This is a genomic window from Paracoccus panacisoli, assembly GCF_042435015.1.
GTDB lineage: Bacteria > Pseudomonadota > Alphaproteobacteria > Rhodobacterales > Rhodobacteraceae > Paracoccus > Paracoccus panacisoli.
Genome location: NZ_JBHMQU010000011.1, coordinates 1 through 19,046, shown reverse-complemented (window position 1 = coordinate 19,046; position 19,046 = coordinate 1). Strand labels below are relative to the sequence as shown.

The 19,046-nt window shown below is 71.4% G+C and carries 18 protein-coding genes; 13 read left to right on the top strand and 5 right to left on the bottom strand.

All coding sequences use genetic code 11. The annotated features are described in order from the left end of the window. Positions 1-55 precede the first annotated feature (55 nt). A complete protein-coding gene (locus tag ACFHYO_RS02700; protein ID WP_168782388.1) occupies positions 56-1,366 on the bottom strand; it encodes a short-chain fatty acid transporter in 1,311 nt (436 codons plus the stop codon). 140 nt (positions 1,367-1,506) lie between these two features. Further along, a complete protein-coding gene (locus ACFHYO_RS02695) occupies positions 1,507-3,102 on the bottom strand; it encodes a phosphoenolpyruvate carboxykinase (protein WP_036701921.1) in 1,596 nt (531 codons plus the stop codon). A 172-nt stretch (positions 3,103-3,274) separates the two neighbouring features. On the opposite strand from ACFHYO_RS02695, the gene ACFHYO_RS02690 reads away from it, so the two are divergent. The 6 genes from ACFHYO_RS02690 to ACFHYO_RS02665 all read left to right on the top strand — a co-directional run bounded on the left by ACFHYO_RS02690 (position 3,275) and on the right by ACFHYO_RS02665 (position 6,558). Beyond that, entirely contained in the window at positions 3,275-3,688 is a 414-nt protein-coding gene (locus ACFHYO_RS02690; protein WP_394318194.1) for an HPr kinase/phosphorylase, read from the top strand. 86 nt (positions 3,689-3,774) lie between these two features. Next, positions 3,775-4,677, top strand: coding sequence for an RNase adapter RapZ (gene rapZ, locus ACFHYO_RS02685; RefSeq protein WP_394318304.1), 903 nt, complete (start codon positions 3,775-3,777; stop codon positions 4,675-4,677). Between the two features lie 42 nt (positions 4,678-4,719). Continuing rightward, positions 4,720-5,148: a PTS sugar transporter subunit IIA gene (locus ACFHYO_RS02680; RefSeq protein WP_036701924.1), complete on the top strand. Its 429-nt coding sequence runs from the start codon at positions 4,720-4,722 to the stop codon at positions 5,146-5,148. Further along, positions 5,145-5,420, top strand: coding sequence for an HPr family phosphocarrier protein (locus ACFHYO_RS02675; RefSeq protein ID WP_081962548.1), 276 nt, complete (start codon positions 5,145-5,147; stop codon positions 5,418-5,420). Before ACFHYO_RS02680 ends, ACFHYO_RS02675 begins: the two co-directional genes overlap by 4 nt. An 11-nt stretch (positions 5,421-5,431) precedes the next feature. After that, on the top strand, positions 5,432-6,043 hold the full coding sequence (locus ACFHYO_RS02670) for a TetR/AcrR family transcriptional regulator (RefSeq protein WP_036701926.1): 612 nt from the start codon (positions 5,432-5,434) through the stop codon (positions 6,041-6,043). Between the two features lie 101 nt (positions 6,044-6,144). Further along, positions 6,145-6,558: a DUF2852 domain-containing protein gene (locus ACFHYO_RS02665; protein ID WP_394318192.1), complete on the top strand. Its 414-nt coding sequence runs from the start codon at positions 6,145-6,147 to the stop codon at positions 6,556-6,558. 46 nt (positions 6,559-6,604) lie between these two features. Here the strand turns inward: ACFHYO_RS02665 and ACFHYO_RS02660 are convergent, their stop codons facing one another. Beyond that, positions 6,605-7,972 (bottom strand): glutamate--cysteine ligase, encoded by a 1,368-nt coding sequence (locus ACFHYO_RS02660; protein ID WP_394318190.1) that lies wholly within the window; start codon positions 7,970-7,972, stop codon positions 6,605-6,607. A gap of 246 nt (positions 7,973-8,218) precedes the next feature. Here ACFHYO_RS02660 and ACFHYO_RS02655 point away from each other — a divergent pair, with 246 nt between their 5' ends. From ACFHYO_RS02655 to pgi, 5 genes are all read left to right on the top strand, one after another. Then, a complete protein-coding gene (locus tag ACFHYO_RS02655) occupies positions 8,219-9,418 on the top strand; it encodes an RSP_2647 family RNA methyltransferase (protein WP_394318188.1) in 1,200 nt (399 codons plus the stop codon). Positions 9,419-9,422: 4 nt separating this feature from the next. Continuing rightward, positions 9,423-9,968: an RSP_2648 family PIN domain-containing protein gene (locus ACFHYO_RS02650; RefSeq protein WP_394318186.1), complete on the top strand. Its 546-nt coding sequence runs from the start codon at positions 9,423-9,425 to the stop codon at positions 9,966-9,968. Positions 9,969-10,076: 108 nt separating this feature from the next. Then, the gene (gene zwf / locus ACFHYO_RS02645) at positions 10,077-11,528 is read left to right on the top strand and encodes a glucose-6-phosphate dehydrogenase (RefSeq protein WP_394318184.1); all 1,452 of its coding nucleotides are present in this window, start codon (positions 10,077-10,079) and stop codon (positions 11,526-11,528) included. A gap of 15 nt (positions 11,529-11,543) precedes the next feature. Further along, on the top strand, positions 11,544-12,215 hold the full coding sequence (gene pgl, locus ACFHYO_RS02640) for a 6-phosphogluconolactonase (protein WP_394318182.1): 672 nt from the start codon (positions 11,544-11,546) through the stop codon (positions 12,213-12,215). Positions 12,216-12,246: 31 nt separating this feature from the next. Further along, positions 12,247-13,854 (top strand): glucose-6-phosphate isomerase, encoded by a 1,608-nt coding sequence (gene pgi, locus ACFHYO_RS02635; protein ID WP_394318180.1) that lies wholly within the window; start codon positions 12,247-12,249, stop codon positions 13,852-13,854. Between the two features lie 150 nt (positions 13,855-14,004). On the opposite strand, the gene ACFHYO_RS02630 is transcribed toward pgi, so the two are convergent. Both ACFHYO_RS02630 and ACFHYO_RS02625 read right to left on the bottom strand, forming a co-directional pair. After that, positions 14,005-15,021 carry an alpha/beta hydrolase gene (locus ACFHYO_RS02630; protein ID WP_394318178.1) on the bottom strand — a complete coding sequence of 339 codons (1,017 nt, stop codon included), beginning with the start codon at positions 15,019-15,021 and terminating at the stop codon, positions 14,005-14,007. 544 nt (positions 15,022-15,565) lie between these two features. After that, positions 15,566-15,850, bottom strand: a complete 285-nt coding sequence (locus ACFHYO_RS02625) for an SCP2 sterol-binding domain-containing protein (protein ID WP_036712346.1) — start codon at positions 15,848-15,850, stop codon at positions 15,566-15,568. Between the two features lie 54 nt (positions 15,851-15,904). On the opposite strand from ACFHYO_RS02625, the gene ACFHYO_RS02620 reads away from it, so the two are divergent. Together ACFHYO_RS02620 and ACFHYO_RS02615 are read left to right on the top strand one after the other, a co-directional pair. Continuing rightward, positions 15,905-16,510 carry a tetratricopeptide repeat protein gene (locus tag ACFHYO_RS02620; protein ID WP_394318176.1) on the top strand — a complete coding sequence of 202 codons (606 nt, stop codon included), beginning with the start codon at positions 15,905-15,907 and terminating at the stop codon, positions 16,508-16,510. Positions 16,511-16,513: 3 nt separating this feature from the next. Continuing rightward, a partial coding sequence (locus ACFHYO_RS02615) for a helicase-related protein (RefSeq protein WP_394318174.1) occupies positions 16,514-19,046 on the top strand: 2,533 nt, incomplete at its 3' end.

Below are 19,046 nucleotides of genomic sequence, written 5' to 3'. Positions count from 1 at the left end.
CCCGACTACCCATGACCCGACGGGGCCCGCCACAACCGGCGGGCCCCGTTTCGCGTCAGAGATACAGCAGCCCCAACCCGATGATCGTGCCGGTCACGACAAGCTGGATGAGGCAGAAGCCCATGATGTCGCGCGGCTTCAGCCCCGCGATGCCCAGCATCGGCAACGCCCAGAACGGCTGCAGCAGGTTCGTCCACGCATCGCCCCAGGCGACCGCCATGACCACGCGCGGCATGTCGGCCTGCAACGCCTGCGCGGCGGCCTCGACCACCGGCGCCTGCACCGCCCATTGCCCGCCGCCCGAGGGGACGAAGATGTTGACGATTCCGGCGCTGATGAAGCTCCAGAACGGCAGGGTCTGGGCGGTCGAGAAGGAGACGAACCACTCGGACAGCGCCGCCGCGAGCCCGGTCTGGGTCATGATCGCCATGATCCCGGCGTAGAACGGGAACTGGATGACGATGCCGGCGCCGCCGCGCACGCCATCGTCGAGTGCCGCGAGCAGGCTGCGCGGGCTGCGGTGCAGCGCGATGCCGGTGAAGAGGAAGAGAAAGTTCACCACGTTGAGGTTCAGCACCGCGCCCTTGGTGATGAAATGCTGCGCGAGCCAGATCAGCCCCGGCACCGCCACCGCCCACAACAGGATCGGCGAGCGTTCCAGCGCCTCGGCCGGGGTGCGGGCGGGCTCGGCGTGCGGGTCCTCTTCGGTCAGCTTGGCGGGATCGACCAGCACCGTCTCGTCCGGGCGCGGCATCATCAGATAGTTGACCAGCGGGATCGCCACGAACAGAGCCGCGCAGATCATCAGGTTGTAGCCCGCGAAGGTGGTCAGCGAGGTGGGGATCAGCCCGATCACCTCTTCGGTGAAATGCCCGGGCGTCGAGACGGTGAGCGGGATCGAGCCTGACAGCCCCCCGTGCCAGATCACGAAGCCGCTGTAGGCCGAGGCGATGAGCAGCCGGTAATCCACCCGCACCCGCCGGGCGAGCGCCTTGGCGAAGAGCGCGCCGACGACCAAGCCGAAGCCCCAGTTGATCCACGACGCAACCAGCGACACGAGCGAAACCAGCACGATCGCGCCCGCCGGGCTGGCGGCCAGCCCGGCCAGCCGGTCGAGCAGGCTGCGCACCACTGGCGTCGTGGCCATGATGTAGCCCGAGACGAGCACCAGCAGCATCTGCATGGCGAACTCGAGCAGGCGCCAGAAGCCGTCGCCCCACGCGACGATCACCTGCATCGGCGTGACCGGCTGGGTCAGCACCGCCGCCAGACCGGCCACGAGCGTCAGCACGATCACGAAGATGAACGCATCGGGCAGATAGCGTTCCATCATCCGGGTCGCCGGGCGCGCCAGGAATCTCAGCATCGGTCAGTCCTCCCCCTCTTGCCGTTGTCGGGGCCCAGACTGCCGGGCGGGGCGGGGGAGGGCAACCGCGGGACCCCCCGGAATGCGAAGGGCCGCCCCCGCAAGGGGCGGCCCGGTCAGCGTCGCGCGGGGTGCGGCCGTCAGATGGCGGCGGCGCGCACCTTGTCGTCCACCTTGGCCTCGTACTGGCGGAAGTTCTCGCGGAACATCCCCTTCAGCTTCTCGGCCTGCGCGTCATAGGCCGCGCCGTCGGCCCAAGTCTGCCGCGGGTCCAGCAGCGCGTCGTCCACGCCCGGCACCGACACCGGCACCTCGAAGCCGAAGTTCGGGTCGCGGCGGAACTCGACCTCGTTCAGCGACCCGTCGAGCGCTGCGGTGAGGAGCGCGCGGGTCGCCTTGATCGGCATCCGGCGGCCGGTGCCGAACGGCCCGCCGGTCCAGCCGGTGTTGACCAGCCAGCAGGTCGCGCCGGATTTCTCGATCCGCTCGGCCAGCAGCTTGCCGTACTCTTCGGGACGGCGCGGCATGAAGGGCGCGCCGAAGCAGGTCGAGAAGGTCGGCTGCGGTTCTTTCACGCCCACCTCGGTGCCCGGGGTCTTCGAGGTGAAGCCCGACAGGAAGTGATACATCGCCTGTTCCGGCGTCAGCCGGGCGATCGGCGGCATCACCCCATAGGCGTCCGAGGTCAGCATGATGACGTTCTTCGGCTGCCCGGCCATCCCCGTCTCCGAGGCGTTCGAGATCGCCTCGAGCGGATAGGCGCAGCGCATGTTCTCGGTGATCGAGCTGTCGGCGAAGTCAAGCTCGAGCGTGTCGGGATCGAACACCATGTTCTCGATCACCGTGCCGAAGCGGCTGGTGGTCGCGTAGATCTCGGGCTCGGCCTCGGGCGAGAGGTTGATGGTCTTGGCGTAGCAGCCGCCCTCGAAGTTGAAGGTGCCCTTGTCCGACCAGCCGTGCTCGTCGTCGCCGATCAGCACCCGCGAGGGGTCGGCCGACAGCGTCGTCTTGCCGGTCCCGGAAAGGCCAAAGAAGATCGCCACCTCTTCGGGGTTGCCCGGCGCGTGGTTGGCCGAGCAGTGCATCGGCATCACCCCGCGCTCGGGCAGGATGTAGTTGAGCAGCGTGAACACGCCCTTCTTGTTCTCGCCCGAGTACTCGGTGTCGCCGACAAGGATCAGCTTCTTGTCGAAGTTGATGGCGATCACAGTCGAGCTGCGGGTGCCATGCCGCTCGACGTCGGCCTTGAAGCTCGGGCAGTTGATGATGGTCCAGTCGGGCTCGAAGCCCGCGAGTTCGGCCCCCTCGGGGCGGCGCAGCAGGTGGCGGATGAAGAGGTTGTGCCAGGCCAGTTCCGACACCACCCGCACGTCCAGCCGCTGCTCGGGGTCGGCGCCGGCATAGAGGTCCTGGACGAAGTATTCCTTGCCCTTCATGTGCTCGAGCATGTCGGCATAGAGCACGTCGAAATGTTCGGGCGACATCGGGCGGTTGTTGTCCCACCAGATGGTGTCCTCGGTCAGCGCGGTGCGGACGACGTGCTTGTCCTTGGGCGAGCGGCCGGTCTTGGCGCCCGTGGTCACGAGGAACGCGCCGCCGAGGCCCAGGTGCCCCTCGCCACGGCGGATCGCCGCCTCGATCAGCGCCGGCTCGAGCAGGTTGTAGTGCACCTCACCCACCCCCGAGATGCCCTGGTCCTCGAGCTTGCATTGCGGATTGACGCGGGGCTGGGTCATGCTGGAACTCCTTGAGGTCGGGCCGGGTCGCCTGCGGGTGCTATAACCATGACAGTCGGATGAAGAAAGACGGGCAGGGGTGGCGGTTAGCGCAACCAGAAACGTTTAGCGTTATCAGGCTCTGCGGCGCGCAAGATCATGAGGCGCGGCAGTCGGACGAGGGCCCCCGGCGGTGACGACGCTGCACGCGAGCGCGGTGGCGATCGGGGGCAGGGGGCTCTTGATCCTGGGCCCCTCCGGCTCGGGCAAGTCGGCGCTGGCGCTCGAGCTGATGGCGATGGGGGCAGGGCTTATCGCCGACGACCGGGTCTGCGTCACCCGGCGCGGCGACGCGGTGATCGCCGACTGCCCGCCCGCGCTCAAGGGCCGGATCGAGGCGCGCGGCCTCGGCATCCTCAACGCCGTGCCGGCAGGACCGACGCCGCTCGCGCTGGTCGTGGACCTGGGCCGGGAGGAGCCCGAGCGCCTGCCGCCGTGGCGCCAGACCGAGGTGGCAGGGGTGACGCTTCCCCTTGCCTTGCGGGGTCGCGGCCCACATCTTGGTGCTGCGCTGCGGCAGATGCTGCTCTGCGGTCGCAGCGACTGAGCGAAGGGTTCGATTTGGACGGCAAGACGACAGGCGGCACCCCCTCGGACGAGGCGACCGGCACCCCCGAACCGGGCGCCCAGCGGTTGGTGCTGGTGACGGGGCCTTCGGGTGCGGGGCGCTCGACGGCGATCAACGTGCTCGAGGATCTGGGGTTCGAGGCGATCGACAACCTGCCGCTGTCGCTGATCCCGCGGCTGCTCGACGGCCCGCCGCGGCCCGCGCCGCTGGCGCTGGGGCTCGATGTCCGCAACCGCGATTTCTCGGCCTCGAACGTGATCGAGCTGATCGATTCGCTGACCCGCAATCCGCGGTTCGCTCCTGAGGTGCTGTATCTCGACAGCGCCACCGACACGCTGGTGCGCCGCTACGCCGAGACGCGGCGGCGCCACCCCTTGGCCGCCGACGGCTCGCCCACCGACGCGATCACCGCCGAGCGCGACCTGCTGGCGCCGATCCGGGTTCGCGCGGACGTGCTGCTCGACACCTCGGACTTCACTCCGCACGACCTGCGCGGCGAGCTTGCGCGGCTCTTCGACCTGTCCGACAGCGGGCGGATGTCGGTCTCGATCCAGAGCTTCAGCTACAAGCGCGGGGTGCCGCGCGGGCTCGACATGATGTTCGACTGCCGCTTCCTCGCCAACCCGCATTGGGTCGAGGGGCTGCGCGCGCAGGACGGGCGGGCGCCCGCGGTGCAGGCCCATGTCACCGGCGACCCGCGCTATCCCGAGTTCTTCGAGCGGGTGCGCGACCTGATCCTGTTCCTGCTGCCGGCGCAGGTGGCCGAAGGCAAGGCGCATCTGGCGATCGGCTTCGGCTGCACCGGCGGGCAACACCGTTCCGTCACATTGGCCGAACGGATGGCCGACTCGCTTGCAGAGCAGGGGTGGCAGGTGTCAAAACGGCATCGGGAACTGGAACGGCGCGAGGCGCAGCCGCGTTCCGCCGAACCCGCTCCGGCGCGCGCGCCGGCCGAGGGATCGGCATGAGACGCAGGCGTGAGGTGCAGATCGGCCGATGGTGGATGTGATTTGATCGGTATCGTGATCGTGGCGCATGGCGGGCTGGCGCGGGAATACCTGGCCGCCGTGGAACACGTTGTGGGCCCGCAGGGCGGCATCCGCGCCGTCACCATCGAGGAAGACCACGACAGGGTCGCCAAGCAGATGGAAATCGCCCGCGCCGCCGACGAGGTGGACAGCGGCGACGGTGTCGTGATCGTCACCGACCTGTTCGGCGGCTCGCCCTCGAACCTGTCGATGCCGGCCTGCGTCGCGGGCAAGCGGCGCATTCTCTACGGCGCCAATCTGCCGATGCTGGTCAAGCTCGCCAAGCTGCGCCACCTCGACGTGGGGACCGCGGCCGAGGCCGCGGCCGAGGCTGGGCGCAAGTACATCGACTGCTACAGCCCGCAGGACCCGGCCGCTGAGGCCCCGCCGCCGTGCCGGGCCGTGTCGTGACCGAGCTCACGCGCGAGCTGCGCATCATCAACGAAAAGGGCCTGCACGCCCGCGCCTCGGCCAAGTTCGTCGAGACGGTGGAACGCTTCGACGCCCGCGCGATGGTGGAAAAGGACGGCGAGCTGGTGGCGGGCAACTCGATCATGGGCCTGCTCATGCTGGTCGCCCCGCGCGGCAGCGCCATCACCGTGACCACCTCCGGCCCGGAGGCCGCGCCCCTGATGGAGGCGCTGGCGGCGCTGGTCGGCAACTACTTCGGCGAAGGCCGCTAAGGCCGCGCCGCGTGGCCCGCGACAGCTATCACCACGGCAACCTGCGGCAGGCGCTGGTCGAGGCGACCGTGCGCCTGATCGAGGATCGCGGCCCGATGGGCTTCACCCTGGCCGAGGCCGCCCGCCAGGCCGGGGTCAGCGCCGCCGCCCCCTATCGCCACTTCACCGGCCGCGAGCAACTGATCGAAGAGGTCGCGCGGCAGGGGTTCCTCGAGTTCGCCGACCGCCTCGCCGCCGCCTTCGGGGACGGCCGCCCCTCGCCGCTCTCGGCCTTCCTGCGGATGGGCGACGCCTATCTGCGCTTCGCGGCCGAAAAGCCCGGCTATTACATGGCGATGTTCGAGGCCGGCCTGTCGATCGCAGGCAATGCCGAGCTGGCAGCCGCCGCCGACCGCGCCGAGGATGCGCTGACCCACGCCGCCGCGGCGATGTTCCAGCGCCTGCCGCCGGATCGGCGCCCGCCGCCGTCGATGGTAGCCAACCACATCTGGGCGCTCTCGCACGGGGTGGTCGAGCTTTTCGGCCGCGGCCGCCCCGGCGCCCGCTCCCCCGTCTCGGCGGCCGAGATGCTCGAGTCGGGCGTGCTGATCTACCTGCGCGGCCTCGGCGTCATCCCCGACTGACCGCCCGCAAAATAATTTCACCACCGGGCATTGATGCGCGCTTCGGCCCTCCCATCTGTGTTAATGTGATTAACATTCACATCCCTCGCATGGAGCGCCCGATGTCCTACCCTTACGCCCCTTCGCCTGCCGCGCTGCCTGCGCCGCAGCCGGGGTTCTCGCTGACCCGCCCGCTGGTCCGCATCCGCGACTGGCTGGACGACCACGGCAAGCCGGCCTGGATCGCGGCGGTGATCGCGGGCTTCGTCCTCGCCTGGCCCGTCGGCCTCGCCCTTCTCGGTTACATGATCTGGAGCAATCGCATGTTCGCCTGCCGCCACCGCAACGACGCGCGCAGCTTCCGCGCCGACCCGGCCCGCCCGACCGGCAACGCCGCCTTCGACGCCTACCGGGCCGAGACGCTCAAGCGGCTCGAGGATGAGCACGCGGCGTTCCTCGACTTCCTCGCCAAGCTGCGCGAGGCCAAGGACAAGGCCGAGTTCGACCAGTTCATGAAGGACCGCTCCGCCGCCTAAGCGGCCGGCGCCTGATGCGGAAGGGGGGCGGGCGACCGCCCCCTTTTCAATAGGCCGTGGCGGCGTAGATGCGGGTCAGGTCGCCCTGCCAGTCGCCGTGATAGGCGGCCAGCAGATCGTCGGCGCCCGTCATCCCCCGCTCGACCCGGTCGCGCAGCACCGCGAGATGCGCCACCTCGTCCGGCGCCCCGTCGACCGAGGGCCGGGCGCGCGCGGCAAGCCCCGCCTCGGCCAGCGCCAGCACCTCGCGGGCGAGGTCATTCAGCCGCAGCCCGTCATGCTCACCCGCCAGCCCGTCGCGGGCGGCGGCGCGGCGCAGCCCCTCGCGCGTCTCGTGGGTCCAGCCGCAGGTCAGCTCGGTCGCCCCGTCCAGCGCAGCCTGGTCGTAGCACAGGCCCACCCACAGCGCCGGCAGCGCGCAGAGATGGCTCAGCGGCCCGCAGTCGGCGCCCCGCATCTCGATGTATTTCTTGACCCGCGCCTCGGGGAAGACGGTGGTCATGTGGTCGGCCCAGTCCGACAGTGTCGGCAGCTCGCCCGGCAGCGCCGGCAGCCGGCCTTCCATGAAGTCGCGGAACGACATCCCCAGCGCGTCGATGTAGCGCCCGTCGCGGTAGACGAAATACATCGGCACATCGAGGACATACTCGACCCAGGCCTCGTAGCCGAAGCCGTCCTCGAACACGAAGGGCAGCATCCCCGTCCGCGCCGCGTCCAGGTTCTGCCAGATGTGGCTGCGCCAGGACTTCATCCCGTTCGGGCGCCCGTCGAGAAAGGGCGAGTTCGCAAACAGCGCCGTGGCCACGGGTTGCAGCGCCAGCGCCACCCGCAGCTTCTGGACCATGTCGGTCTCGGACGCGAAGTCGAGGTTCACCTGCACGGTCGAGGTCCGGTACATCATCTGCGTGCCGAGCGTCCCCACCTTCTGCATGTAGGGGGTCATCAGCGCATAGCGGCCCTTGGGCATCATCGGCATCTGGTCCTGCCGCCAGATCGGCGCGGCGCCGATTCCCATGAAGCCCGCATTCATCGGCCTGGCGATCTCGGCCACCTCGGCCAGATGCTGCACGGTCTCGGCGCAGGTCTCGTGGATCGTCTCGACCGGCGCGCCCGACAGCTCGAACTGCCCGCCGGGTTCAAGGCTCACGTTGGCGCCGTCGCGCGACAGGCCGATCAGCTTGCCGCCCTCGCGCACCTCGGCCCAGCCGAAGCGGTCGCGCATCCCCTCGAGCATGGCGCGGATCGAGCGCTCGCCGTCGTAGGGCAGCGGCTCGAGCGTGTCCCAGAGAAAGCCGAACTTCTCGTGCTCGGTGCCGATCCGCCAGGCCTCGCGCGGCTTCTCGCCCGAGGCGATATAGGCGGCAAGCTGGTCGCGCCGCTCGATCGGGCCGCCGCCCTGCTGGGGAATGGACATCGGGGGCCTCGCACTCGTTGCCGGCGAGAGGTGGCGTGCCGCCTGCCCATAGTCAAGCCGTGACCTCACGCGTCTGCGACCTGTCGCCGGCCCCAGGGCGCGCCGCGCCCCGCCTCGGGCTGGACCCAAATATCCCCGCCGGAGGCACCGGCCGGCAGGCCGGTCGGCTGCGCGCCGGCCTCGGTGCCGGTTGCGACCCGCGCAAAGGATATGCGAGGAGCAGCCTGACCCCGACACGAGGCTGACATGACCGACGAGACCCTGCCCACCGTCCGGCTGCGGCCCAAGGCCAACGCGCGGGCCATCCGCCACGGCTTCCCCTGGGTCTATGCCGACGAGCTGGTGACCGACCGCCGCACCAAGGCGCTGGCGCCGGGCAGCCTCGTCCGGCTCGAGGATGCCGAGCGGGCGCCGCTGGGGGTGGCGACGGTCAACCCGAACTCGAAGATCATCGCCCGGATGCTCGACGCCGACCCTGCGGCGGTGATCGACCGCGGCTGGCTGGCCGCGCGGCTCGCCCGGGCGCTGGCGCTGCGCGAGACGCTGTTCGACGCGCCGTTCTACCGGCTCGTCCACGCCGAGGCCGACGGCCTGCCCGGCGTGGTCATCGACCGCTTCGGGGACGCCGCGGTGATCCAGCCCAACGCCGCCTGGGCCGACCGGCTCTTGCCCGATCTCGCCGCCGCGCTGGCCGAGGTCACCGGCGTCACCCGCATCGTGATGAACGGCTCGGGCCGCGCCCGCGGGCTCGAGGGGCTGGACGAGCGGACCGAGGTCATCGCCGGCGCCATCGACGCGCCCGTCGAGGTGCCGATGAACGGCGCCATCTACCTCGCCGACCTGACCGGCGGGCAGAAGACCGGGCTCTTCTACGACCAGCGCCCCAACCACGCGTTCGCCCAGCGGCTCGCGCGCGGCGGGCGGGTGCTCGACGTGTTCTCGCACGTCGGCGGCTTCGGCCTCGCCGCGCTCGCGGGCGGCGCGGAAAGCGCCACCTGCGTGGACGGCTCGGCCGCGGTGCTGGCGCTCGCGCAAGGCGGCGCCCGCGCGATGGGGGCCGAGGGGCGGCTGACCACCCGCCAGGGCGACGCCTTCGCGGTGATGGAGGCGCTGGCCGCCGAGGGCGCCCGCTTCGACGTGGTGATCTGCGACCCGCCCGCCTTCGCGCCCTCGAAACAGGCGCTCGAGGCGGGGCTGCGCGCCTATGAGCGCACCGCCCGCCTCGCCGCGCCGCTGGTCGCGCCGGGGGGCACTCTCGGCCTCTGCTCGTGCAGCCATGCCGCGACGCTCGACCTGTTCCGCAACGCCTCGGCCCGCGGGATCGGGCGGGGTGGGCGGCGGATGCAGCTCCTCCACACGGGCTTTGCCGGCCCCGACCACCCGATGCTGCCGCAACTGGCCGAAAGCGGCTATCTCAAGGCGCTGTTCTTCCGGCTCGACGGCTGAGCCGATGAAGGCCGTCCTCGACGCCTGCGTGCTCTACCCGACCGTCCTGCGCGAGATCCTGATCGGCGTGGCCGACGCCGGCCTCTACACCCCGGTCTGGTCGCCCCGCATCCTCGCCGAGTGGCGCCACGCCGCCGCCCGCCTCGGGGCCGACGCCGAGGCGGTGGCCGGGGCCGAGATCGCGCTTCTCACCCGCGCCCATGCGCAGGCGGGCGTTCCAGATGACGGAACGGCGGCGGAAGGGTTCGACTGGCCCGACCCCGCCGACCGCCACGTGGCCGAGGCGGCGCTGGCGGCCCACGCGCCGCTGATCGTCACCGCCAACCTGCGCGACTTTCCGCGCCGGGCGCTGGCGCCGCTGGGGCTCGCGGCCGAGCATCCCGATGCCTTCCTGCTCACCCTCTGGCGCCGCGACCCCGACCCCGTCGCCGCCGCCGTCCACGCGGCCCACGCCAAGGCGCAGGCCCTCGGCGGGCCGATGCCGCTGCGCGAGCTGATGGCGCGGGCGCGGCTGCCGCGGCTCGCCAAGGCGCTCGCCCGCGCCGACTGAGCACGCGGCCTGCAAACACCTCCCCAACCGACTCTGCGTCGCCGGCCCCCGGGGGTTGCCCTGCGCCCGCCCCTCCCGTAGCCACGGGGGCAGGACAAGAGGAACCCCATGGTCTCGCGGCTCATCCAGGTCGACGACTTCGACCTCGTCATCTTCGGGGCGACCGGCGACCTCGCGCGCCGCAAGATCCTGCCCGGGCTGTTCCGCCGCCATGCCGCCGGCCAGTTTCCCGAAGCCGCACGCATCATCGGCGCGGCCCGGTCCGAGATGGACGACGCGGGCTTCCGCGCCGAGGTCCGCGCCGCCATCGCCGAGTTCGACCCGACCCGCGCCGACGCGCCCGAACTGCCCTCGTTCCTCGAGCGGCTGTCCTACGTCGCCATCGACGCCAAGGGCGACACCGGGTGGCAGGCGCTCGGCGCGCGGATGCGGCCGGGGGTGGTGCAGGCCTTCTATTTCTCGGTCGCGCCGTCGCTCTTCGGCGAACTGGCCGAGCGGCTGGCCCGCTTCGGCATCGCCGGCCCGGACGCGCGGATCGTGGTGGAAAAGCCCTTCGGCCGCGACCTCGCCTCGGCCCGCGCCCTCAACGCCACGCTGGCGCGGCATTTCGACGAACGCCAGATCTACCGGATCGACCATTATCTCGGCAAGGAAACCGTCCAGAACCTGATGGCGGTGCGCTTCGCCAACATGCTGTTCGAGCCGCTGTGGAACGCGCATTACATTGACCACGTCCAGATCACCGTGGCCGAGACGGTGGGCGTGGCCGGTCGCGGCGCCTATTACGACCAGTCCGGCGCGATGCGCGACATGGTCCAGAACCACCTGATGCAGCTCGTCTGCCTGATCGCGATGGAGCCGCCCTACCACTTCGACCCGGACGCGGTGCGCGACGAGAAACTCAAGGTGATCCGCGCGCTCGAGCCGGTCCCAACCACCGACATTGTGCGCGGCCAGTACGCCGCAAGCGGCGAGACGCCGGGCTACCGCACCGACGCCGAGAACGAGGCGAGCCGGACCGAAAGCTTCGTCGCGCTGAAGCTCAGGATCGCCAACTGGCGCTGGCAGGGGGTGCCGTTCTACCTGCGGACCGGCAAGCGGCTGCGGGCCCGCACCTCGGAAATCTCGGTGGTGTTCCGCGAGCCGCCGCATTCGATCTTCGACGAGGCCGGCGATCCGCGCACCAACGAGCTCGTCATCCGGCTGCAACCGAACGAGGGCATGAACCTCAAGGTCAACATCAAGGAGCCGGGACCGGGCGGGATGCGATTGGTGCAGGTGCCGCTGGACATGAGCTTCGCCGAGGCGCTGGGGGCCGAGGGCAAGGACATGCCCGACGCCTATGAGCGGCTGATCACCGACGTGATCCGCGGCAACCAGACGCTGTTCATGCGCGGCGACGAGGTCGAGGCGGCCTGGGCCTGGGCCGATCCCGTCATCGCCGCGTGGGAGGACGCGACGGCGCGTCCCGAACCCTACGACCCCGGCACCAGCGGCCCCGACGAGGCGTTGGGGCTGATGCACCGCGACGGGCGCCGCTGGCGCGAGATCAAGGCCTGAGGACGAGACCGGACCATGAAGCTGATCGAACATCCCGACCGCGAGGCGCTGACGCTGGCCGTGGCGCAGGACATCACCGACGCGCTGGGCATGGCGCTGAACACCTGCGAGCAGGCGGTGCTGTGCCTGCCCGGCGGCTCGACCCCGGTGCCGGTGTTCAAGGCGCTGTCGGCGGCGCGGCTCGACTGGGGAAGGGTGCTGGTGGTGCCGGGCGACGAGCGCTGGGTGCCGGGCGATCATCCGCGCTCGAACGCGCGGCTGATCCGCCGCAACCTGATCGACGAGGGCGCCGTGGCGGCCCGGCTGGTCGATCTCTACGACGAGACGCTCGACCCCGAGGCGGGGGCCGCGGCGGCGGCCGAGCGGATCGCGCCGCTGCTGCCGCTGTCGGTGCTGCTTCTGGGGATGGGCGAGGACGGGCACACGGCCAGCCTGTTCCCCGGCGCCGAGGGGCTGGCCGCGGCGCTTGACCCCGCGGCGCCGGCGGTGCTGCCGGTCGGCGCCGACGCGGCGGGCGAGCCGCGCGTCACCCTGACGCTGCCGGCGCTCGCCTCGGCGCCCGAGGCGTTCCTGATGATCACCGGGCCGGACAAGCGCGCCGCGCTCGAGCGGGTGGCGACCCTCACCCCCGAAGAGGCGCCGATCCGCGCCTTCTGGAAGGATCTCGTCGTCCACTGGGCCGAGTAGCCCCATTCATCCGCCCGCGGGGAAATTTGCCATGACCGACCTCTGGACGCGGCTTGCCGCGCATCGCGCTGCAACCGAGGACCGCACCATCGCGGCGCTGTTCGAGGCCGACCCCGACCGGGCGGCGCGCTTCTCGACCGCGGCGGACGGGCTGCTCTTCGACTGGTCCAAGACCACGCTGGATGACGAGGCGGTGCGGCTGCTGCTGGCGCTGGCCGAGCCGGTGGCGGCGCGGCGCGCGGCGATGTTCGCGGGCGAGGCGATCAACGAGACCGAGGGCAGGGCCGTCCTGCACACCGCCCTGCGCGCCGGTGAGGGCGAGGTCCGCGTGGACGGCCACGACGTGATGCCCGAGGTCCGCGCGACGCTGGCGCGGATGCGCGATTTTGCCGAGGCCGTGCGGACCGGCCAGCTCAAGGGGCAGGGCGGGGCCTACACCGACGTGGTCAACATCGGGATCGGCGGGTCGGACCTCGGCCCGGTGATGGCCGCCCACGCGCTCGCGCCGTGGATGGACGGGCCGCTGCTGCATTTCGTCTCGAACGTGGACGGGGCGGATGCGACCGACACGCTCAGGGGGCTGGACCCGGCCCGGACGCTGGTGATCGTCGCCTCGAAGACCTTCACCACCATCGAGACGATGACCAACGCCGAGACGGTGCGGGCGTGGATGGCGGGGGCGGTGGCCGACCCGGCGGCGCAGTTCGCGGCCGTCTCGACCGCGCCCGACCGCACCGCGGAGTTCGGCATCCCGGCCGAGCGGGTGTTCGGCTTCGCCGATTGGGTCGGCGGGCGCTATTCGGTCTGGGGGCCGGTCGGGCTGGTGCTGATGCTGGGGATCGGGCCGGCGGCGTTCGATGATTTCCTCGCCGGCGGGCGGGCGATGGACGACCATTTCCGCACCGCGCCGCTGGAGCGGAACCTGCCGGTGATGCTGGCGTTGACCGGCCTCTGGCACCATCAGGTCTGCGGCTATCCGACCCGCGCCGTGCTGCCCTATGCCCAGCGGCTGCTGCGCCTGCCCGCCTATCTGCAGCAGCTCGAGATGGAATCGAACGGCAAACGGGTGACGATGGACGGCGAAGACCTGCCGCGCGCCTCAGGGCCGGTCGTCTGGGGCGAGCCGGGCACCAACGGCCAGCACGCCTTCTACCAGCTGATCCATCAGGGCACCCAGATCGTGCCCTGCGAGTTCATCGTCGCGGCCCGCGGCGAGGAGCCCGCGCTCGACCACCACCAGCGGCTGTTGATCGCCAACTGCCTTGCCCAGAGCCAGGCGCTGATGCGCGGCCGGACGCTGGCCGAGGCGCGCGCGCGGATGGCGGCCAAGGGGCTGTCGGGGTCGGAGCTGGAACGGCAGGCGCGGCACCGGGTGTTCCCCGGCAACCGCCCCTCGACCACGCTGCTCATTCCGCGGCTGACGCCCTTCACGCTCGGGCAGGTCGTGGCGCTTTACGAGCACCGGGTGTTCGTCGAGGGGGTGATCCTCGGGATCAACAGCTTCGACCAGTGGGGTGTGGAGCTCGGCAAGGAGCTGGCGCTCGAGCTGGCGCCGCTGCTGGAGGGCGCCGAGGTTGCGGGGCAGGACGGCTCGACCGCGGCGCTGGTCGCGGCGCTCAGGGCGCTGCGCGAGGGCTGAACCGGGGCTGCACGCCTTATGCAGGGTTCGTGCAACGTTCGTGCGATGTTCATGCACGGTTCATGCGAACGCGCGCGGCAGCGCCCAGCGTTGCGTGGGTGGGGCCGCCGGGTGGGTCGTTGGGACAGAGAGACGCGGCGAGCGTCGCGGTCAGGCCTTGGCGAAGAGCGCCAGCACCTCGGCCATGAAGGCGTCGGCGATGGCGGGCGTCTCCATCAGCAGCTCGTGGTGGCCGTCGGGATATTCGGCCAGCCGCGCCGCGGGCCAGCGGGCGGCGCGGGTGCGGATGGCCTGGGGCGAGACGACCTCTTCGCGCCCGCCGAGGCCGATCACGGCGGGGATCTCGGGCGAGGGCAGGGTGGCGAGCCGGCGACACTCGGCCAGGCCCGCGCGCACCCAGTCATAGGTGGCGCCGCCGAGGGTGAGTTCGGGCCACGCCCCCGCTTCGGCCACCAGCCGCGCCCATTCGGCGGCATTGCCGGTCAGCGCATTGCCGCGGAAGGGGGCGTCGAGGACGAAGGTGCCCTCGCCCCCGGTGCCGACCGCCGCGCGGCGGCCGCGGCCGAGCCGCCGGGCGGTCCCGGCGATGCCCATGACCACCGGCCCCGGCAGCGGCGCGTGGTGGATGCCCCACATCGGCGACGAAAAGGCGGCCGAGGCGACCGGCAGCCCCTCGGCCAGCGCGGCGAGGCCGATGGCGCCGCCCATCGAGTGCGCGAGCAGGTGCCACGGGCGCGGCAGCGCCAGCGCCTCGGCGCCGGCGACGAGGGCCGCGACGTCGATCTGATAGGATGAGAAATGGTCGATGTGGCCGGGCCGCGGGTCGGCGATGAGCCGGTCCGAGAGGCCCTGGCCGCGCCAGTCGATGGCGAGGACCGCAAGCCCCGCGGCGGTCAGGCGGCGGGAGGCGGGGGCGTATTTTTCGAGATATTCGGTGCGGCCCTGAAAGAGCAGCACGGTGGCGCGCGGCGTCCCGTCGGGGCGCCAGAGGCCGAGGCGCAGGCGGATCCCGTCGCGGGCGGTGACGAAGAAGGCCTCGGCGGGGGCGAGTGCGTCGTGGGCGTGCTGGTGGAAGGGGGCGGGGGTGGCGCCGGGGGGCAGGTCGTGGCCGGGGGTGGCCTCGGTCCGGGCGGGGGCGGTCGGGCGAGGTTCGGTCTGGTGGCTCACGCGGGGTCCCCTGCGTTGGGTTGGCTGAGAAGGTGTTGAAAGGGGGAGAGGTGGTCCGGGGGCTGGCCGGAAGGTGGGATAGGCGAGACAGAACCGGGTGAATGGGAGGGACGTAGCCGTATGCGGAAGCAATCTAGTCGAGCGGGCTTGGGGTGGGTCGAGACTTAGCCTGCGGTTGGGTGCGGGACGAGGGCCGGGTTGGGAAACCGTATCACGCGGGCGGCTCTAGATGACCACGACGGGAGCCGAACAGAGCGGTGAGGCACCGCAAGACCACGCAGAGAGCTTGAGAGCGAGGGGTTACGTGCCGGGAGACGGCCCGTTCCGCCTAGGCTACTCACCAGATTCGCGTGGTTAAGCCCTCGGACACCACGGCTTGCTCGGCAGGCAGGTTGATCAAGCGGACGGTTTTACCGAACGTGAATGTGAGGCCGACCCATCCAGAAGTCCGCCGGCCCGTCGCCCCGCGACGCCCACGTGGAACCGCACCCCCGCACCGCCAAAAACCAAAGGCCGGGGCACGGTGGCCCCGGCCCGGTGCGGGTCAGGAGAGCGCGGCGCCCAGCTTCATCGCGGTCGGCAGCGAGCCGTCGACCTTCAGCTTGCCGCTCATGTAGGCCATCGTCGGGTTGGTCGAGCCGTTCAGGATGCCCTCGAACGTGTCGCGGCTGGCGGTCAGGGTGACGTCGGCGTCCTCGTCCCCGGCGCGCACGCCGGATTCGTCGATCATGATCGCGCCCTCGCCCTCGACCACGAACTTGGCCGAGCCGTCGAACGAGGAAATCTTGCCCTGCAGGGCCTTCACGGCGCCCTCGATCACTGCACTCATCTCTTCACTCCCTCAAATCTGGCGCCGCGGCGCGGATGTGCTTACATGGTCCATATGCGCGCGCTTCCCCTTCAGTTCCAGTCTGCCGCCACGGCACTCCTCGGGCTGATGCTGGGCATTTTCATGACCGTCGCGCCGCTGGCGGCGGACGAGGCCCCCGCCGCCCCGATCCCCGCCGCCCCCACCCCCGACATGGACGCGCTCTTTGCCGAGCTGGCCCAGCCGGAGGGTGATGGCTGGCTGCGCGCGCAGGCCGACATCGAGCGGGCGTGGTCGCAGTCGGGCTCGTCGGCGCTCGACTTCCTGCTGATGCGGGGCGAGGCGGCGCTGGATGCGGGCGAGCCGCTGACCGCCATCGGCCACCTGACCGCGCTGGTCGAGAACGCCCCCGATTTCGCCGCCGGCTGGGCGGCGCGCGGGGCGGCGATGTATTTCGCCGGGCAGGCGGGGCCGGCGATCGACGACCTCGCCCACGCGCTTCGCGCCGAGCCGCGGCACTGGCCGGCGCTGACGCTGCTCGGCACGATCTATGAGGAGATGGGCGACCGCGACCGCGCCCGGGCGGCCTTTGCCGCGAGCCTCGCCATCAATCCGCATCAGGAGGATGCCATGGACGGGCTTGCGCGTGTCTCGGCCGGGCCTGCGGGGCAGGACGCCTGACCCATGGCAGGACGCATCACGGCCGTGCTGGGGCCGACCAACACCGGCAAGACCCATTATGCGATCGAGCGGATGCTGGCGCACCGCACCGGCGTCATCGGCCTGCCGCTGCGGCTGCTGGCGCGTGAGGTCTATGACCGCATCGTCAAGGCGCGCGGCCCCTCGGTCGTGGCGCTGATCACCGGCGAGGAGCGCATCGTCCCCGAGCGCGCCGCCTATTGGGTCGCCACCACCGAGGCGATGCCCGAGGTGCTGGCCGATTTCGTCGCCATCGACGAGATTCAGCTCTGCGCCGACCCCGAGCGGGGGCACGTCTTCACCGACCGGCTGCTGAACGCGCGCGGCCTGCACGAGACGCTGTTCCTGGGGTCGAGCACGATGCGCCCGGCCATCGCCGCGCTGGTCCCCGAGGCGCAGTTCATGCGCCGCGAGCGGTTCTCGACGCTTTCCTGGGCGGGGTCGAAGAAGCTGAGCCGGATGCCCGCGCGCTCGGCCATCGTCGGGTTCTCGGTCGATGACGTCTATGCCACGGCCGAGCTTCTGCGCCGGCTCAAGGGCGGGGCGGCGGTGGTGATGGGGGCGCTGTCGCCGCGGACGCGCAATGCGCAGGTGGCGATGTACCAGGCGGGCGAGGTCGACTACCTCGTCGCCACCGATGCCATCGGCATGGGCCTCAACCTCGACATCCGCCACGTCGCCTTCGAGGCCACGCACAAGTTCGACGGCCGCCGGATGCGGCCGCTCTTCCCGCACGAGCTGGGCCAGATTGCCGGCCGCGCCGGGCGGCATACCGAGCCGGGCACCTTCGGCGTCACCGGCGAAGCGCAGCCGCTGGACGAGGGGCTGATCGACGCCATCGAGAACCACCGCTTCCAGCCGATCAGCCGGCTGGTGTGGCGCAACTCGGCGCTCGAGTTCGGGACGGTGGACCGGCTCGTGCAGTCGCTCGAACAGCCCTCGGGCAGCGAATGGCTGGGCCGCGGGCGCGAGGCAGACGACCTGCATGCGCTCAAGGCGCTGCGCGACCTGCCCGAGATCCGCGACCGGGTGACGCATCCCAAGGACGTGCGGCTGCTCTGGGACGTCTGCCGCATCCCCGATTTCCGCGGCATCTCGCCGGCCGAGCACCTGACGCTGCTCTCGCGCATCTACGGCTTCCTGCAGGAGGGGGGCATCCCCGGCGACTGGCTCGCGCGGGCGGTGGGGCGGATCGACCGGACGGGCGGGGACATCGACGCGCTGTCCAAGCGGCTCGCCTATATCCGCACCTGGACGTATGTCGCCCAGCGGACCGGCTGGGTGCGGGACGAAGCCCATTGGCGGGGCGAGACCCGCGCGGTAGAAGACCGCCTGTCGGACGCGCTTCACGCCGCGCTGACGCAGCGATTCGTGGACCGGCGCACCTCGGTGCTGATGCGCCGGCTCAACCAGAAGGAGAGCCTGGTGGCCGAGGTGAACGACAAGGGCGAGGTGACGGTCGAGGGCGAATTCGCCGGCCGGCTGGACGGGTTCCGCTTCCGCGCCGATCCGGCGGCGGCGGGCGACGAGGCCCGGATGCTGACCCGCGCCGCCTATGAGGCGCTGCGCCCCGAGTTCCACCTGCGCGCCGACCGCTTCTACAACGCGCCCGACACCGAGCTCGACTTCACCGAGCAGGGCGGGCTGATGTGGGGCGGCACGGCGGTCGGCAAGCTGACGCGCGGGGCCGACCCGCTCAAGCCCGGCATCGACGTCTTCGTGGACGAGGACGCGGGCGAGGAGGTGGCCGAGAAGGTCCGCCGCCGGCTGCAGCATTTCATCGACCGCAAGATCGCCGCCGGGTTCGAGCCGCTGCTCGCCCTGCAGGCCGACGAGGCGCTGACCGGGCTTGCCCGCGGCGTCGGCTTCCGGCTGGTCGAGAGTTTCGGCATCCTGCCGCGCGAGCAGGTGGCGGGTGACATCAAGGCGCTGGATCAGGAGGCGCGCAGCCTGCTCAGGAAGCACGGGGTGCGGTTCGGGCAGTACACGATCTTTGTGCCCGCGGTGCTGAAACCCGCGCCCACGCGGCTGCGGCTGGTGCTGGCGTCGCTCGCGCAGGGGCTGGACGAGTTCCCCGAGAGCCCGCCCCCCGGGCTGGTGACGATCCCGAACCTGCCCGACGTGCCGCGCGGCTATTACACGCTGTCGGGCTATCACCCGGCGGGCGAGCGGGCGATCCGCATCGACATGCTCGAGCGGCTGGCGGACCTGCTGCGCGGGCAGGACAGCCGCGGCGGGTTCGAGGCGAGCGCCGACATGCTGTCGATCACCGGCATGACGCTCGAGCAGTTCGCGGACCTGATGGGCGGGCTGGGCTACCGCGCCGAAAAGGCCGAGCGGCCCAAGGCGCGGGCGGCGGTGGCTGCGCCGGTGGCGGCCGCGCCCGAGGCGGGGGCCGAGGCGGCCCTGGCGAGCCAGAACCCGATGACGGAAGAGGAAAGCGTCCTCGTCGCCGAGACCCGCGCCCGCTGGGAGGCCGAGCAGGCCGAGAAGGCGCGGCTGGCGGCCGAGGCCGAGG

Excerpts from the sequence above, each read along its gene's own strand:
- ACFHYO_RS02700 (WP_168782388.1), bottom strand. The coding sequence starts at position 1,366 with ATGCTGAGATTCCTGGCGCGCCCGGCGACCCGGATGATGGAACGCTAT.
- ACFHYO_RS02695 (WP_036701921.1), bottom strand. The coding sequence starts at position 3,102 with ATGACCCAGCCCCGCGTCAATCCGCAATGCAAGCTCGAGGACCAGGGC.
- ACFHYO_RS02665 (WP_394318192.1), top strand. The coding sequence starts at position 6,145 with ATGTCCTACCCTTACGCCCCTTCGCCTGCCGCGCTGCCTGCGCCGCAG.
- ACFHYO_RS02660 (WP_394318190.1), bottom strand. The coding sequence starts at position 7,972 with ATGTCCATTCCCCAGCAGGGCGGCGGCCCGATCGAGCGGCGCGACCAG.
- ACFHYO_RS02655 (WP_394318188.1), top strand. The coding sequence starts at position 8,219 with ATGACCGACGAGACCCTGCCCACCGTCCGGCTGCGGCCCAAGGCCAAC.
- ACFHYO_RS02650 (WP_394318186.1), top strand. The coding sequence starts at position 9,423 with ATGAAGGCCGTCCTCGACGCCTGCGTGCTCTACCCGACCGTCCTGCGC.
- zwf (WP_394318184.1), top strand. The coding sequence starts at position 10,077 with ATGGTCTCGCGGCTCATCCAGGTCGACGACTTCGACCTCGTCATCTTC.
- pgl (WP_394318182.1), top strand. The coding sequence starts at position 11,544 with ATGAAGCTGATCGAACATCCCGACCGCGAGGCGCTGACGCTGGCCGTG.
- pgi (WP_394318180.1), top strand. The coding sequence starts at position 12,247 with ATGACCGACCTCTGGACGCGGCTTGCCGCGCATCGCGCTGCAACCGAG.
- ACFHYO_RS02625 (WP_036712346.1), bottom strand. The coding sequence starts at position 15,850 with ATGAGTGCAGTGATCGAGGGCGCCGTGAAGGCCCTGCAGGGCAAGATT.
- ACFHYO_RS02620 (WP_394318176.1), top strand. The coding sequence starts at position 15,905 with ATGCGCGCGCTTCCCCTTCAGTTCCAGTCTGCCGCCACGGCACTCCTC.